The 16,191-nt window shown below is 46.0% G+C and carries 12 protein-coding genes; 4 read left to right on the forward strand and 8 right to left on the reverse strand.

Going from position 1 to position 16,191, the window contains the following annotated elements; genetic code table 11:
* Positions 1-22 precede the first annotated feature (22 nt).
* Positions 23-1,372 (reverse strand): sodium-dependent transporter, encoded by a 1,350-nt coding sequence (locus ACWGXJ_RS24225; RefSeq protein WP_061829525.1) that lies wholly within the window; start codon positions 1,370-1,372, stop codon positions 23-25.
* A gap of 162 nt (positions 1,373-1,534) precedes the next feature.
* A complete protein-coding gene (locus tag ACWGXJ_RS24230) occupies positions 1,535-4,087 on the reverse strand; it encodes a DUF2339 domain-containing protein (protein ID WP_452567748.1) in 2,553 nt (850 codons plus the stop codon).
* A gap of 590 nt (positions 4,088-4,677) precedes the next feature.
* Between ACWGXJ_RS24230 and serS the strand changes: the two genes are divergently transcribed.
* Positions 4,678-5,967, forward strand: coding sequence for a serine--tRNA ligase (gene serS, locus ACWGXJ_RS24235; RefSeq protein ID WP_452567749.1), 1,290 nt, complete (start codon positions 4,678-4,680; stop codon positions 5,965-5,967).
* Between the two features lie 112 nt (positions 5,968-6,079).
* Here serS and hmpA read toward each other — a convergent pair whose 3' ends face one another.
* Complete coding sequence (gene hmpA, locus ACWGXJ_RS24240) at positions 6,080-7,309, reverse strand: NO-inducible flavohemoprotein (RefSeq protein ID WP_235306700.1); 1,230 nt, start codon at positions 7,307-7,309, stop codon at positions 6,080-6,082.
* A gap of 405 nt (positions 7,310-7,714) precedes the next feature.
* Here hmpA and ACWGXJ_RS24245 point away from each other — a divergent pair, with 405 nt between their 5' ends.
* Positions 7,715-9,256, forward strand: a complete 1,542-nt coding sequence (locus ACWGXJ_RS24245; protein WP_452567750.1) for a family 43 glycosylhydrolase — start codon at positions 7,715-7,717, stop codon at positions 9,254-9,256.
* A gap of 95 nt (positions 9,257-9,351) precedes the next feature.
* Here the strand turns inward: ACWGXJ_RS24245 and ACWGXJ_RS24250 are convergent, their stop codons facing one another.
* The 5 genes from ACWGXJ_RS24250 to ACWGXJ_RS24270 form a co-directional block, all read right to left on the reverse strand.
* Entirely contained in the window at positions 9,352-10,062 is a 711-nt protein-coding gene (locus tag ACWGXJ_RS24250; protein WP_039271892.1) for a GntR family transcriptional regulator, read from the reverse strand.
* Positions 10,063-10,264: 202 nt separating this feature from the next.
* On the reverse strand, positions 10,265-11,674 hold the full coding sequence (locus ACWGXJ_RS24255; protein WP_452567950.1) for a glycoside hydrolase family 1 protein: 1,410 nt from the start codon (positions 11,672-11,674) through the stop codon (positions 10,265-10,267).
* A gap of 72 nt (positions 11,675-11,746) precedes the next feature.
* Positions 11,747-13,075 carry a PTS cellobiose transporter subunit IIC gene (celB, locus tag ACWGXJ_RS24260; protein ID WP_452567751.1) on the reverse strand — a complete coding sequence of 443 codons (1,329 nt, stop codon included), beginning with the start codon at positions 13,073-13,075 and terminating at the stop codon, positions 11,747-11,749.
* A gap of 84 nt (positions 13,076-13,159) precedes the next feature.
* The gene (locus ACWGXJ_RS24265; protein ID WP_013312602.1) at positions 13,160-13,492 is read right to left on the reverse strand and encodes a PTS lactose/cellobiose transporter subunit IIA; all 333 of its coding nucleotides are present in this window, start codon (positions 13,490-13,492) and stop codon (positions 13,160-13,162) included.
* Complete coding sequence (locus ACWGXJ_RS24270) at positions 13,485-13,802, reverse strand: PTS sugar transporter subunit IIB (RefSeq protein ID WP_013312603.1); 318 nt, start codon at positions 13,800-13,802, stop codon at positions 13,485-13,487. The genes ACWGXJ_RS24265 and ACWGXJ_RS24270 overlap by 8 nt, the downstream gene beginning before the upstream one ends.
* Positions 13,803-14,120: 318 nt before the next feature.
* Between ACWGXJ_RS24270 and ACWGXJ_RS24275 the strand changes: the two genes are divergently transcribed.
* Both ACWGXJ_RS24275 and ACWGXJ_RS24280 read left to right on the forward strand, forming a co-directional pair.
* Positions 14,121-14,834, forward strand: a complete 714-nt coding sequence (locus ACWGXJ_RS24275; protein WP_452567752.1) for an SAM-dependent methyltransferase — start codon at positions 14,121-14,123, stop codon at positions 14,832-14,834.
* A gap of 193 nt (positions 14,835-15,027) precedes the next feature.
* On the forward strand, positions 15,028-16,143 hold the full coding sequence (locus tag ACWGXJ_RS24280) for a WG repeat-containing protein (protein WP_452567753.1): 1,116 nt from the start codon (positions 15,028-15,030) through the stop codon (positions 16,141-16,143).
* The last annotated feature ends 48 nt before the right edge of the window (positions 16,144-16,191 follow it).

Here is a 16,191-nt window from a genome sequence, read left to right on the forward strand (position 1 = left end):
TTTTTATTAGTATTCTATTCTCTTAAAACTTGATGATACCTGAGGTATGAAGGAAGACCAACAACATCAGGATCGGTGCAACATACCGAAGACCGAATAACCATACGTTGAACCAGAAAGGTTTGATGTTCGCATGCTCAGCCGCAGTCTTCCAGTAATAACCTGTGAATATAACAATCAACAAACCGCCTAACGGTAAGAAGATGTTGGATGCGGTAAAGTCTACGAAATCAAAGAATGATTTATCCCCTACTTTTAGTTCAGGCACCAGCCCCATGGACAATGCAGAAGGGACGCCCAGCATCAAGCACAGGACCGATACGACGAGAACGGAGCGAACCCGGCTCCAACGCATACGCTCCATGACATAGGCTACTGGAACTTCCAGCAAGGATACCATAGAACCTAATGCAGCAACCGCCAGCAGTACGAAGAACAAACCGCCGAAGAATGCACCAAAAGGCATTGCCGAGAAAGCAGCCGGTAAAGCAATGAAAACCAGCGATGGTCCTTGAGCCGGATTAATTCCGAAGGAGAAGGTTGTAGGGAAAATAATCATACCTGCGATAAACGCATAGATTAAATCTCCGCCACCAACGGCCAGCATGGCTCCACCCAGCGATTGACGGCGATCTACGTATGCACCGTACGTGATCATAATTCCCATCCCCAGTGAGAGTGAGAAGAAGGCATGTCCCAAAGCAACCAATGCAGACTCTATACTTAGCTTAGAGAAGTCGGGATTCAGAAAGAAGGATACGCCAGCACCAGAGCCTGGCAGCATAAGAGCGTTAATCATCAACACGAGCAACAGGATGACCTTGGCAGGAATCAAAATTTTATTGAACTTTTCAATCCCGTTCGATACCCCAAGAGTTACCACGACTGCTGTAAATGCAAAAACAACTAACAGCCAAACCAACGGCGCATAGCCGGAGGAAAAAGAAGCGAACTGTCCAGCAAAATCATTATTCGAAAACAGATTTCCGCTAAATGCCTCAACGGCATAATGTAGTGTCCAGCCCCCTACAATGGCATAGAACGACAAGATAACAAACGGCACGATAACAAACATGATGCTCATCTTGCCCCAAATCGGATGACCGCCTACTTTTACCATTGCAGAAGCAGCACTTCCTCGACCTGCACGACCAAGCGCAAGCTCCGCTAAAAGTACAGGCAAACCAACAAGCAACAGGCAGACAATAAACAATAAGAAAAATGCAGCTCCACCATATTGTCCTGTAATATACGGAAATTTCCAAATATTACCTAGTCCTGCCGCACTGCCGATCGCCGCCAATATAAATCCAGCAGACGAGAAGCGTTCATTTTTATCAGACAGGCTATTCTGCCCCTTGCTCAAATTCATTATATCCCCCTCATTCTCTCTACTTACGCATAAACATGAGCATGCGTACATAAATAATTTTTACTCATTATAGCGTAAGTAGGATGTAAGGTCATGCATAATTTTTCACTATTACCGGATTTATTTTCATAATGTTCGGTATCTACAAAATACAACAGAAAACTACATATTTTCTTCAACATCCTTCTTTATTATGGTCTCTCCCATGCGATTAGATACTTTTTGATAAATATACGAAATCGCCAACAGTACAACACCAAAAGAGAAGTAGGCTACAATCGTGCTTCCAGTTGTTAACAGATGTAGATCATACAACAGCAGCTTACCTGTCGACAGCAAGGTCAAGCCCAATCCAAATCTGCGAATGTAGACCACTCGCTTGAGGAAGCCGTATACAATATACAAAATGGCCAGTAGCAAATACACCAGACTGAACACAAGACCAGCATCCCCCAGACGGAACTGAACTCCGAGAAAGGCCGTTATGATGCCCAGCAAATATACACCCATAATGACCGGATACAACTCATTACTTCTATAATGTCGGGTCATCAGTGCGTTTAGGAAATCCCTGCTGCTGAAGAATACCAGCACATTAAAGGCTGCGAGTACCACCAATGCCACATAATCAGCAGCCGTATTTTGCGCATAATTTTCATGCAAGGTCGGAATCGTTACGGTGACCACCAGTGCCAGCGCGTAGCCTATGACGTACAACGCCAAGCTGTAGTATTTAATCACCCGATCATACAGCAACCTCACCTTAGGCAGGAAATAAGCCAACACCAGCGATACGCAGGCATACAACAATACTTTGTACAAGGTGTAATGAGCAAACTCGTCGGATAAGACGATGTTATACCAATGCCCGGCTTCATACAAAAGGTAGAAATATACGTTCACCAAAGCTACATATTTAAATCCTTGCATGATATGCATTTCGTACAACCGATTGTTTTTGAAAGCATTCGGACGGCTAAATTCAATCGCATAGAAGACGGTAACGATCAACATTCCCAGTGTAATGAGCGTATATTTGAGTCCAAAATAGTCTGTCTCAAATCCTGACAACAGATATATAGGGAAATCGACGAAAAAGAATGCGCCCAGACACAGTAATAAAATGCCCCAGCCAGCTCGTTCCAATTCCTTCAACCGGTAACGGTGTCCATATAATGTAAGGAGAACTGCTTCGATCAACCACCCCATAGATAACCATCTAACTCCAAACTGGAACGGAATCATGAGGATGGCAAAGGTCAAAGAAGTCGCATAAAATAATATTTTAGTTTGTTTCTCCTCTGGAATATATCGACGGACCCATTGTCCCAGACCTCCGTACACCAAGCAAAAGACCAGAGCCAGCAAGCCTTTATAATCATCCAGGCCTGCATCGCCGAATAGAGAATACAGAACGGAACAGCTCACGACTGTATTCAGAGCCAATAGGGAGAAATCCAGCCATGACAGTTTTGTTTTTAAACGGAACGGCACCCACAGTGTCATCCCGAGGTACATCGCAAATGTAATGACTGCATACAGCATGCTCGCTACGGTGCTTTCCGATAACCACGCCAGCACAATCATCAAGGGCGTATTAAGCAGAAAGCTGATATATTGCACGACGACCCAGCGTTTGCGGAAGGATACAAGCAGAATCAGCAAGTTTAACAGGAACAAATAGCCCATGGCGATATACACGGCGTTCCCTTCCAGCCCGTTGGCTGCCATATAAGAAAAGAGCGGAAGATACCCCCCTACTAAGCCGAAAGAGCATATCGTTCGGGATTCATACCTTAATGACAGTAGCACAGCGGTCACCGTAACGAGTACGGACAAGCCTATGCCTGTATACATTCCTATGATTTCTAACAAAAAGTAGCTGTAAAAAATCGATCCGTACAGTACAGAAATACCGCCGCCCAAAATACCGAGCGCAAAGGTCTGCTTCTGCTTGCGGTACAGCCATTCGCCGCCTCCTAGCATCAGCGCTCCTAGCAGAAAGAAGGCCACGCCCTTCATATTTCCTGTGAACCAGTTCGAATATGAGTATTTAAAAGCGGCTCCCACACCCAATATAATTAGCAAAATCCCCAGCTTGTTGATCCAGTTCAAGCCTAGCTTCATTTCAAACTGATTTTGCTTCATGCGCTTCTGCATCGTTTCCTCGCTGATCTCTTCTTCTCCGAGTTGCTGAAACTCGCTTGCCGTCTGATGAAGCAATTGGCGCTCGGCCTCCTGAAACCGCTCGCGTTGTTCCATGATCCGGTCACGAATCTCCTCTGAGAACAGTCGTAATCTGGCGACGATCTCGTCCTGATCTTCTTTAAGCTCATGCGTAGTTTGCTGAATAAGCTGGTCCACCCGGTTTTTAGCCCCATATTCAAAGGATGTCAGCCGATTTTTCCCTTCTGCGGTTCTGGAAGCAAAATAGGTCTCCAGCTTTTCACGCGAAATGCGAATCATATTCGCCTTTTCACTCAGCATTTGCTCCGTCAGCGCAGTGCGCAGCTTTCCATTTTCCTGCTCAATATGTCGTACTCGCTCTTCCAAGTGAATGCAGCGAGCCTGATGATCCTCGAACTTTTTTCGCAGAACCTCATTCTCCAAAATGATATCTGAGGCTTCATAGTCCGCGATTAATGTTTGATACTCCTTGAGCAGCTTGTTCTGTTCTTGGCGGATCGTATGTAAACGATCTTTAAAATCCTCCATGTTCTCCTCCATTGCTGTCCATTTTGGTAATCATTACATTTTACATGAAATTAAAAAGTCATTATAGAGACTATAGCCCATTTTGGACGGTAAATTGGGGCTTTTACTTATATATTCTTCCAGTTTCATGATCGCAGATGAAGTAGGATGGATATACATATGAAATAAAGCCTACCTTTCCCCTTCGCAAACATGAAATCCGCATGGATGTGTTGCAGAGTCTACGCTGTGTATTTATTTTTATTGGAAAGATCACAATGAAAAAAGGAATTAATCCAATGTGCAGACTCATGCCCTTGATTACCCTGCCGAAAATCCGTATACTAACAAAAAAGCAAACGATATTATGCCTGTGAAGAGCATCCAACTCGGAGGCGTTTACGCCAAGGACCATACGTTAGCGTAGGATATGGCGATATGTACCTAAGTAAACCGGACCGCCCGTTACAGCGGAGCAAAGTGGATTGGAGAGTCATGACATCAGTCATGCTGTCCGGTCAATTTGGGTGGCACCGCGAGATCAAAGCGCTCCTCGTCCCATGTGGATGAGGGCGCTTTTTGTATTTTTATCCGAAAAGGAGTGCGGTGTCATGTTGGATATCAAATGGATCAGAGAGCATCAAGAGCAAGTTCAGACGGCAGCAGACGGCAAAGGAATACAGGTATCGGTCGTGGAGCTGTTGACCCTGGATGATCGGAGAAAACAGCTACTTCAGGAAGTGGAACAGCTTCGACAGAAGCGTAATCAGTGTAGTCAGGATATTGGCGCGCTAATCCATGCTGGGAAGAGTGAACAGGCAGAAGGGGCAAAGCGGCAGGTCAAAGAAATTAACGAACGGCTAGATCTTCTGGAAGCCCCGCAACAGGAAGTAGAGGAACAGTTTCAACAGCTTTTGCTTCTGATGCCTAATATCGTATCGCCAGATACGCCACGGGGAAGATCGGATGACGATAATGTAGAACTGGAGCGGGTCGGGCCGGTTCCGAACTTCGGATTTGAACCAAAGGATCATATGGCGCTCGGTGAGCTTCACAAGCTTATCGACGTCCCTCGGGGTGTCAAAACAGCCGGTACCCGTAACTACTATCTGACGGGAGCAGGGGTTGCTTTGCATCGGGCTGTTCAGCAGCTTGCGGTGGATTTGCTGACTGCACGCGGATTCCAGTTGTTGGACGTTCCACTGATGGTACGTGCAGAGGCGATGCGCAGCACTGGTTTTTTCCCACTCGGACTGGATCAGACGTACCGCATCACAGGAGAGGATCAGTGGCTTGTAGGCACTTCGGAAGTGCCATTGGTCTCGTATTACAGCGGTGAGATCGTGGATGTTACGGACCCGATACGGCTGGCAGCCGTGTCCGTATGCTTCCGCAATGAGGTCGGCTCGGCCGGAAGGGATGTGCATGGACTGTATCGTGTGCACCAGTTTGCCAAGGTTGAGCAGGTCGTCATCTGCGAAGCCAGCCTGGACGCTTCAGAGCAGATGTTTCAGGAGATTACGCGCAATGCGGAAGACCTGCTTCAACTGCTGGAGCTGCCCTACCGTAAGATGGCTGTCTGTACAGGCGACATGGCGCAAAAAACCTACAAGCAGGTGGACATTGAGACATGGATGCCCAGCCGCCATGCTTACGGCGAGACACATTCGTCGTCCCAGCTGCTTGATTTCCAGGCACGTCGTTCCAACATCCGGTACCGCAATGCGGACGGCAAATTGAAATATTGTTACACGCTCAACAACACAGCGGTCGCTTCACCCCGGATTCTGATTCCGTTGCTGGAGTATCACCAGCAAGAGGACGGTTCGATCCGCATTCCGGAGGCTTTACGCCCATATATGCCGCGAGGTATGGAATTTTTGCGTACTCCCTTGTTATGAAAACAGGAGCGCATTTTGAAAAGTAGTACCCAATGAGCAGGATTTTCGATTGTAATCATCGCAAAAAAGACGAAGGATAAATATCCTTCGTCTTTTTTGATGTTTCATTGTGTCATTGTGCTTCTGCTTCCCATGCGCTGGCAGGACCAAAGAATTCATAGTGGATATCCGAAGTAGGGATATTCCACTCCTTCAACAGGCCGTATACCGATTGCATGAATCCCTCAGGGCCGCAAAAATAATATTGGGCGTTCCGATCCGGTATCACGGATTGTAACCAGGCCAGATCCAAACGGCCTTCCTTGTGAAAAGCCTGTGCCAGCCGATCCTGCTCCGTTGGTCTGCTGTAACACCAGCGAACTGCAGCCTGTGCATGTGTGGCGACCAGCTTTTCTACCTCATTACGCAAAGCATGGTTATCCCCATTGACTGCTGCGTGGACAAAAGTGATAGGCCGATGCGGAGCAGATTTCACCAAAGAAGCCAGCATACTAACCATCGGGGTTAGCCCAACCCCACCGCTGATCAGCACGACAGGTCTGCGATCTGTCCGATCCAGCGTAAAATCACCCGCCGGTGCAGATACTTGAAGCACATCGCCCTCTTGCACCTGCTCATGCAGATACACGGATACTTTACCTGCCGGGCGGGACTCTACAGCATCCTCACGCTTTACAGATATCCGGTAGTGAGATTGGCCCGGTGCATCCGAAAGACTGTATTGACGAATGTGGGTATTGTGTTCGCCCGGAATTTCCATCTTTAAGCTGATATATTGTCCAGGCTCGAATTCAGGCAACACCTGCCCATCCTGCGGCACCAAATAAAAGGACGTAATTTGGTCGCTTTCCTTAACCTTTTTCTGCACAACAAAGCTCTTAAAGTCTGACCAGCCTCCCTGCTGCTGACCAGCCTCCTTGTACATTTCAGCTTCCATGTCTATAAATACGTTAGCGATCACACCGTAGGCTTCGGCCCATGCGGCAATGATCTCGTCTGTAGCAGCATCTCCCAGTACGTCCTTGATCGCAGCGAGCAGATATTTTCCGACGATAGGATAATGCTCGGGCTTAATTCCCAAACTGCGATGCTTATGTGCAATCTGGCGTACCACCGGAATAATTTCCTCCAGGCGGTCAATGTGCTGTGCAGCCGCATATACAGCATTGGCCAGCGCTCCCTGTTGACGTCCTTGCTTCTGATTCGCGTGATTGAATATATTGAGAAGCTCGGGATGGGCCTCAAACATCATCTGGTAAAAACGCTTGGTGATTGTAGTTCCGTGTACCTCCAAAACAGGTACAGTCGATTTGATCGTTGCAATGGTTTGCTCACTTAGCATCTTTGTATCCCTCTTCTCTCCAAAATAAGATAACAAAGGGTATTTCAACATATGTCCCATTTGTTAATCCTCAATTTAAAACCCAGTATACCCACATAAAGTAACCGTTTATGTGATTCCAGTCACTTTAAATTTGAAATAATGTGAACGTGTCAATGACAAAACGCACAATTAATAAACACTTCCCACATAACTGACGAGCTTTCCCCAAAGTTTCAAATATCTATATACCCTTTTTGTATGTAGTGATCAGATTTTTCCTTTCTCGTAACAACAGTTTCACCATGCTAAAGACTTCAATTTATTCCACTTGTAAACGATTCCAATTAGGATAAAATCGAAGATGAGGTGCCGGACAAGCCATTCCGACCCATCCTATCCGTGTTAAAGGAGGCAGATGATATCGTGAAGTGGATCAACAGCAGCAAATGGTTAGCCGCATGGATTTGTATCCTATTCGCAGTGGCCAGTGCGGGTCTTCAACCCGATACAGCACATGCCCATACAACAGGCGTTACGCAAGCAACCTACGGGACCGAGGTGAACCAAGCGCTGAATGGTTTGGACGTCGCCAATGCTGAACTATCCCTGAGCGCAACAGCAAGCACAGCCATTACGAACGGAATGGATTGGAAAGACACCGCAGGTAACCCGATTCAGGCGAACAGCGGTAATATTCTAAAAGTAGGTTCTACTTATTATTGGTACGGCGAGCACGCCGAAAACTGGAAATTTGAAAAAGTGAACGTATATACCTCAACCGATTTGAAAAATTGGTCCTTCCGCAGCAGTATTCTCACCAAAGATTCCGCCCCTGAGCTGAATTCGAGCAAAATCGAGCGTCCCAAAGTCATCTACAACAAAACCACCGGAAAATATGTACTATGGGCGCACTATGAAAATGGCACGGACTACTCACTCGGTCGTGTAGCCGTCGCTACCAGCGATACACCCGACGGAAATTTTGCCTACCAAGGCAGCTTCCGCCCGCTGAATTACGAGTCTCGGGATATGACGGTGTTCACGGATACTGACGGTAGCGGTTACCTTATTACAGCTTCCCGTAAAAATGGCGGCGCCAACGATACGATGGCCATCTTCAAGCTGACAGCCGATTATACAGGCGTACAGTCGTTCGTTGGCTGGATTTTTGAAAATGGCTATCGCGAAGCTCCTGCTGTTGTGAAAAAGAACAATACCTACTACCTGTTCACCTCGCAGGCATCCGGCTGGTATCCGAATCAGGGCGCCTACGCAACCGCCAGTTCCATGACTGGGAGCTGGTCTGCTCTGTCGCCCTTCGGTGACCCGGCAGCTTACGGCTCGCAAATCCATTCCATCGCCACAATTACGGGTAGCGCAGGAACCAGCTACATCTATATGGGCGACCGCTGGAATCCGCTCAATCTGAGCGACCACAAATTCATCTGGTTGCCGCTAACTCTGAATGACTCCAATAAAACAGCAACCCTGAACTGGTACAGTAGCTGGGATCTGGATGCTGCGACAGGCACAGTAATCCTACCGTCCCTTGTGAATCACGCACAGGGCAAAACAGCGACTGCGAGCTCAGCCGCATCCAGTTCTCCAGCTTCACTGGCGAACGATGGCAACGCCCAAACCTCGTGGAAAGCTGCTTCCGCATCCTGGCCCGCTTGGTGGCAGGTCGATTTGGGCAGTACCAAGACCATCAGCGAAGTGGATATTTCATGGTTTATGTACAAAGGATCTGAAGCGTATTACAAATATAAAATTGAATACAGCACGGATGGAGTTAACTACTCCACGATTGACCGCACAGGTAATACCACGTATGGTTTTACCAGTGACAAAGTCAACTTTCAAGCTCGCTACGTGCGAATCAACCTTGTAAATGCAGTGCTATTCAATAATCCGAACAACTGGTATACCCCGACGGTGCATGAAGTAAGATTGCTTGGCAATTAACTTGCTTCATTAAAAAAGAACATGGCAGGAGAATCCCATATTAGATAGGCTTCTTCTGCCATGTTTGCTTTACCACCTGTTTCGTACTCATTCGCTCAACGTACCCGATTTACTGTGGTAAACACAAATTTATCATACCGATGCCGTGAGAATGAGTATTCAAACGGTATACCCGTATCCAGATAACCTACCTGCTCAATTTCTAAAACCGGATCATCCGCACCACAATCCAAATACTCCCAATCTAGCTCGGTCGACTTGGACGCGCGGATAGTACGATGTGAACTGACAATATTAAGGCCCAGCTCCTCCTTAATATGTTTGTACACTGAGCCGTGCAACACCTGCTCGGTAATACCGCTGATCAGCTTCGTAGGCATGTATGTGCGCTCTATCACATACGGCTCGCCCTCTACAATACGCAGACGGACTACACGATACACAGGAGAATTGGCATCAATAAATAGATGCGCCGCTACCTCTTCAGATGGAAATTGAACGTCAAAGGCTATGATTTTACTTTTGATTTCTTTCCCGCGCAGCACGTTTGTCAGCCCCAGCATTTCATTCACAACGACATTAACCGGGCCATTGTAGATCGATTTGACGATAAAGGTTCCGTGTCCTCTTTTACGATTCAACAGCCCTTCCGACACCAAGGTATCCAATGCCCTCTTAATCGTCATCCGACTTACCCGGAACTCACTGGCCAGTGAAATTTCATCGGGAATCGGATCATCACTGCTATAGGTCTTGTCTATAATACGCTTCTTGACCTCTTGTGCAATCCGTTCGTATTTGTTCATTGGTCTACCACCTGTACTAAAATTTGTTTTATGTCAGCATTTTACCAAAACATCGGTAGCGCTGGTTCTTTTGGTTCTGCAGGCGGGACGTTAAGGTATCACGGTATAAGTAAGTATACCGAACATTATACTTTCTCACCAGCGGCGTACAGCACAGTTCTTTGATGATGATGAAGAAAAAAAGGCGGTCCAGAGGACCACCTTAGAATCCGTTATTCTCGATCACCTGTTTGAACCAGTGCCCACTCTGTTTAACGGATCTCTTGCCACCGTTCTGAAGATCGACAGACACAAAACCATAGCGATTCTTATAAGCATTCGTCCAGGACCAGTTGTCCATAAACGTCCATAAGTGATAGCCCTTTACATTCGAGCCCTCTGAGATGGCCCGTTGAACCCACTTGAGATGCTCACGGATAAAATCAATGCGATAGTCATCGCGGATCATGCCCTGTTCATCTCTGAATTTTTCTTCACCTTGAACGCCCATTCCGTTTTCTGAAATGAAGCATTCAATGTTGCCATAATTTTCTCTGACATTGGTCAGGATGTCGTAAATGCCTTTCTCATAAATCTCCCAGCCCCGCATCTCATTCATCTTGCGGCCAGGCATGACGTAATAATCGAAGAAACGTTCCGGCACAAAAGGAGCATCCGGGTTCGGCAGACTTTCACGAGCCTTGACTCTGCGGGGCTGATAATAGTTAATACCCAGTAGGTCCACAGTGCCCTGGCGTATAATCTCCCGATCTCCGTCTTCCATGCTTGGTACATATCCCTCTTGGCGTAACAGCTCCACGAGCAAAGGATTGAATTCTCCCGTCACAGATGGGTCTAAAAAGGAACGGTTAAAGAACGCATCGCATATTTCAGCAGCCTGCACGTCTGCCGGATGCTGACTACGCGGATAAGTCGGCGTCAGGTTCAAAATAATTCCAATTTTCCCCTTATAACCGCCCTCTCTGTAAGCCTTAATAGCACTGGCGCTCGATAACAGGGTATGATATCCCACCTGTACGGCTTTACCGAAATCCACTTCATTCGGATAGTGGAAATCGTATAGATAGCCGCCTTCCACCGGGACAATCGGCTCGTTATGCGTAAACCATTTGGCTACACGATCCCCGAATAGCTCAAAGCAAGTGTTAGCGTAATCTACGTAAGCTTCGACCGTCTCCCGGTTCACCCAGCCTCCTTTTTCCTGTAAAGCCATCGGCAAATCAAAATGATACAAACTCACAAATGGCTCAATCCCCGCCTGATGCAACTCTGCAATGACGGCATTATAGAATTGAACTGCCTTCTGGTTCAATTCACCTCTCCCTGCCGGAAACAGACGTGACCAGGAAATAGAGAACCGGAAGGAGTTGTGACCAAGCTCTTTCATGAGTGCAATATCTTCTTTGTAACGGGTATAGAAACGGGACGTTTCGCCAGGTCCAACGCCGTCATAAAAACGGTTCGGCTCCTGCTCAAACCAATAATCCCAAATGTTCGGTCCTTTGCCGTCTCCCTCCACGGTTCCTTCTGTCTGGGTAGCCGAGGCCGATGAGCCCCACCAGAAGTCGGATGGAAAACGGTATTGAATGGTTTGCTGCTCTATATCTTTCATTTCGGTATGATTCACAGCTCTACTCCTCTCTCTTTTGCATGAATAAGCTGCTAATCTAGCAGCTTATTCACATTACATTCCAACAGTTTGATCCTTACCTGCAATGGCTGCTTGGTTAAGCTCCTCTTCCTGCTCTTTACGAACGTTCATCCGATCAATAATTTTTAGGAACGGGAACCAGATGACAAAGACGACAGCCATATTAAACAACTGCAGTACGCCTCCCATCAGAGATCCCGTAGCCATCATTCCACTAAAGAACAACGGCATCGTCCAAGGAACCTGTATTCCGTTTGGCGGCGGTACAATCCCAGTAGACATGGCGAAGTAAGTAATCAGCGTAACGATCATTGGAGCAATGACCCATGGGACAAAAATAAGCGGATTCATCACAATCGGCAAACCGAATATGACGGGCTCGTTGACATTAAACAGACCCGGTCCAAGGGCCAGCTTACTGACCTGCTTCAATTGCTTACTCTTCAGGAAGATCAGAATCGTGAGCACTACGGCCAGTGTCATACCTGTACCACCGATACCTACGGTATAAATATCCACAAACTGCTTGGTGATAATATGCGGCAGTTCCGCTCCTTTGGAGTACGCTTCGTAGTTTTCAAGTGCCAGCGTATTCCAGATCGGTTCCATGACTGAGTTGATAATAATCTGACCATGAAGCCCAAAGAACCATAAAAGCTGAACAAAGAAAATAGCAATTAATGTAGGTATAATACCACTGCCCAAGTGCACCAGAGGTGCCTGTACAGCATGATAAATCAGATCATGCAGGTTATTATGAAGAGTCAGTGTAACTACAACATTAATGATCAAAAATATGCCCAATGTGATACACGCCGGAAGCAAAGCGGCAAACGATTTGGCAACGGCTGGCGGAACGCCTGGAGGCATTTTGATAACAATGTTCCGCTGTGTCACTCTTCGGTAAATTTCAGCAGCTATAAAAGCAACGATCATGCCAAGGAACATGCCTTTGGCCCCAATCCGATCCAACGGAATGACACCAGCAATCGTGGCACCGCTTTCTTGTGTCAGCACAAACGGGGTGAGCATCAAGAAGCTGACCAACGCGATCATGCCACCGAATATGGGCTCGACCTTATAACTTCGGGATAAATAATAGCCGATCCCGACAACCACGAATAAGGTCATGATGTTCAGGGTGGCACTCGGCGCAATGTTCAGCAGACTGTTAAAAGTCGCATAATTACCGTCGCCCATCCAATCTTTTAGAAACGGCAGATTGATAATAACGACAATGATGGAGCCAAAAACTGTTAATGGAAATGACAACATAAATGCATCACGCAGTACAGTAAGATAGCGGTTGTTGTTCAGTTTACCGGCAATAGGTATCAGTATCCGGCTTAATTTCTCAAACAAAGCCTATTCCTCCCCGCGAAGTGACTTGCATCAATAGGATTGCAAGCTTTTCATGTCCCAAATTTCACAAAATTACATGTTCCGTTATAAATTTCTGGATTTGAACAGCTCCAGCAATTCTAGAACCAGATCCTTCATGGTAACCGTGGACATCAGATGATCCTCGGCATGCATTAGAAGGAGCGAGAAAGGAGTTTGGGTACCTCCCGCTTCCTTCTTAACCATTTGAAAATGGATATCATGCGCAGCACGTAAATCCTGCTTGGCTTGTTTGAGCAGTTCGTCCGCACCCTCTACATTCTCATTTCGATATTCGGTCAGCGCCTGAATCACTTTACTGCGAGCGCTTCCACTATGAAGAATAAGTTGGAAACTAATTTGCTCTTCCGTCAGTTCGGCTATATTGACTTTATCCATTTTTGCGTTCCACCAGCTTCACTGCTTGCTCATAGGCTTTCTTACCGTCAACCATCCCGTATGCCATCATGTCAATCACTTCTACATGAATACCATATTGGGCTGCTTCCTTTTCCAGCTGTCCTTTAAGAAAACTCATTTGCGGGCCAATCAATACTGCGTCAGCCTTAGCCATGTCTTCTGCCGCCTGATCTTGACCTACTGCCCAAATTTCAGCCTCGTCTCCAATGGACTTAGCATAATCCTGCATCTTAGTAACCAGCAAACTTGTAGACATACCTGAGCTGCACGCCAGCAAAATTTTCTTCATGATTGTTCCTTCCCTTCAAGTTCTGATTGGATGTTAACTACTAGAAAACGTTTACAGCGTAATTATAAATCCAGTTTTTTGATTTGTCTATACATTTAATATATATGTATAGACTTTTTTTAAAATGACACTGTTTCTTCACTTTTTTTCTTGAAAATGAACGTGATCTCTTATCTTTAATCTCTCAATAGAATCGATTTTCACAATAAGAGGTTCTGCCAAATGATATGTTATTCGATTCTGTAAAATGTTAACATGAGCTTACGGAGTAAACTTGGTTGCTCCTCCGTAGCCAAAGAATAGCTGAGGTGAGAAGAGATGAGTAGTGATGAGAAGAGTCAAAGTAAAACCAAGCAAGAGTTAGACCGGGTCGTGTTCATCGGCCGCACGTTTGAGGAGTACGTCCAAATGTTCAATTTGCAAATTTCTGAACTTGTAGGCAAAAAGATTTTGGACTGTCCTGCGGGAGCATGTTCCTTCACCGCTCTGGGCACCAAAGCCTCGCTGGATATCACCGCAAGTGATATCGCCTACGATCACAAGATTGATGATCTGAAACGCAAAGGCCTATTGGATATTGAGCATGCAATGGAAACGCTAGAACGTGCAAAAGATAATTATGTTTGGAGCTGTTATGGAGATGTGCAAGGGCTTAGCGAGCAGCGCCATCAAGCACTCCAGGATTGCACGCAGGATATGAGGAAGCACCCAGAACGCTACGTTGCTGCGGTACTGCCGGAGCTTCCCTTTGAAGATGAACAGTTTAATATCGTGCTGTCTGCCCATTTTCTGTTTATGTATAGTGATCGACTCGACTATGAGTTTCATAAGAATACGGTACACGAACTGCTGCGAGTGGCTTCAGAGGAAGTCCGCATTTTTCCTCTGACCGATTTAACGGGAACTCGTTACGATCTGCTAGATCGTTTGATTCTTGAGCTGGAGGCAGAAGGCTTACGGGTGACAGAGGCCAAGGTTCCGTATGAGTTTATGCGTAACGGCAACTCTCTGTTAAGCATACGAAAGATATAGGGCAGGTTTAGGTGTAGAGGGAGCAAGCGATTAGCTTGCTCCCTTTCTGGTTATTGAGATGAAAATTAGAAAAATTTAGAATATTAAGAAACATTCCCACATTTTTATCGTCTATATTATGGAATACCTTACGTATGAAGGTAAGATTTTTCAAAGCCCGAAGGTAAAAATCAACTCACAAAGGAGCTTATGCATGTTAAAAAAGTTAGGATTAGCTGCATTGATTCTGGTTACTAGCCTCTCCGTTATGGGAACAGGCTGGGCCGCATCCGGCACAACAACCATTGAAGTTTCTAAAACTGCTCTGGATTACAACGTTGCTCGCCCGCTGAGCGATGGTGCTTTTCATGACGGCTTATTGGCTGCTGAAACATCTGCTGGAAACCTCGTGTATTACAATACCAAAGGAGATAAAGCTTTCTCACTTCCCGCCGAGCTTAAACCCATTGGTGATTTTCATGAGCAGCGAGCCGTAGTCAAAAATACAAAAACCAATCTCTATGGATACATTAACACCAAAGGGACACTGGTCATCCCTTGCCAATATACCGAAGCCAATTTCTTTTCCGAAGGAAAAGCCAAGGTTACCATAGCAGACACCAAAGAAAATGCAATTATAGATCGAACGGGAAAAATCATTTCTCATTTTAAAGAAAATGGGGATTCAGAATATATATTTACGGACGGTCTGGCTCTTGCCTACGCCCCCAACACTGGCAAGATCGGTTTTGTGAATGCCTCTGGTCAACTAGCAATTCCCTATAAATATAAATACAGTCGTGGTTTCTCGGATGGCTTGGCTATTGTTCAGAATAGCAAAGGGCTATACGGATATATCAATACAGCAGGAAAAGAAGTTATTCCTCCTCAATATAAATCCGGTGGAGACTTCTCGGAAGGATTGGCCCCTGTGCAAAATACTAAGGGAAAATGGGGATTCATCAATAAACAGGGAAAAGTCGCGATTCCCTTTAAATTTACGGATGCCCAGGATTTTAGTGAAGGCCTGGCGAGTGTGAAAAATGCAAAAAACGAAGTCGGATTTATTGATAAAAACGGAACGCTGGTCATTAAATATCAACAAAAATATGATGTTACTTCTCCGTTCAAAGAAGGCTTAGCTTTAGTCGGTAAACAAACACAATCATCCGTCTCAGACGGCAAATTCGGTTACATCAATCGTCAGGGGCAACTGCTGACTAAACTTGAGTACAGGGCAGAATCCTCCTCCTTCTCCAATGGCTATGCTGTTGCTTTTATCAAGCCAGGCAAAGCGTTTATTGTATCTAAACATTCCGTTTCAAAATAAAAAAGACGACCCCGGAGGCAGATCGAGTGGATCTGCTTCCGGGGTCAT

This window comes from Paenibacillus sp. S33 (assembly GCF_053615415.1).

What these genes read in the sequence shown, in the direction of transcription:
- ACWGXJ_RS24275 (WP_452567752.1), top strand. Translation starts at nt 14,121, where the DNA reads ATGAGTAGTGATGAGAAGAGTCAAAGTAAAACCAAGCAAGAGTTAGAC.
- ACWGXJ_RS24270 (WP_013312603.1), bottom strand. Translation starts at nt 13,802, where the DNA reads ATGAAGAAAATTTTGCTGGCGTGCAGCTCAGGTATGTCTACAAGTTTG.
- ACWGXJ_RS24255 (WP_452567950.1), bottom strand. Translation starts at nt 11,674, where the DNA reads ATGAAAGATATAGAGCAGCAAACCATTCAATACCGTTTTCCATCCGAC.
- ACWGXJ_RS24265 (WP_013312602.1), bottom strand. Translation starts at nt 13,492, where the DNA reads ATGGATAAAGTCAATATAGCCGAACTGACGGAAGAGCAAATTAGTTTC.
- hmpA (WP_235306700.1), bottom strand. Translation starts at nt 7,309, where the DNA reads ATGCTAAGTGAGCAAACCATTGCAACGATCAAATCGACTGTACCTGTT.
- serS (WP_452567749.1), top strand. Translation starts at nt 4,678, where the DNA reads ATGTTGGATATCAAATGGATCAGAGAGCATCAAGAGCAAGTTCAGACG.
- ACWGXJ_RS24280 (WP_452567753.1), top strand. Translation starts at nt 15,028, where the DNA reads ATGTTAAAAAAGTTAGGATTAGCTGCATTGATTCTGGTTACTAGCCTC.
- ACWGXJ_RS24225 (WP_061829525.1), bottom strand. Translation starts at nt 1,372, where the DNA reads ATGAATTTGAGCAAGGGGCAGAATAGCCTGTCTGATAAAAATGAACGC.
- ACWGXJ_RS24230 (WP_452567748.1), bottom strand. Translation starts at nt 4,087, where the DNA reads ATGGAGGATTTTAAAGATCGTTTACATACGATCCGCCAAGAACAGAAC.
- ACWGXJ_RS24250 (WP_039271892.1), bottom strand. Translation starts at nt 10,062, where the DNA reads ATGAACAAATACGAACGGATTGCACAAGAGGTCAAGAAGCGTATTATA.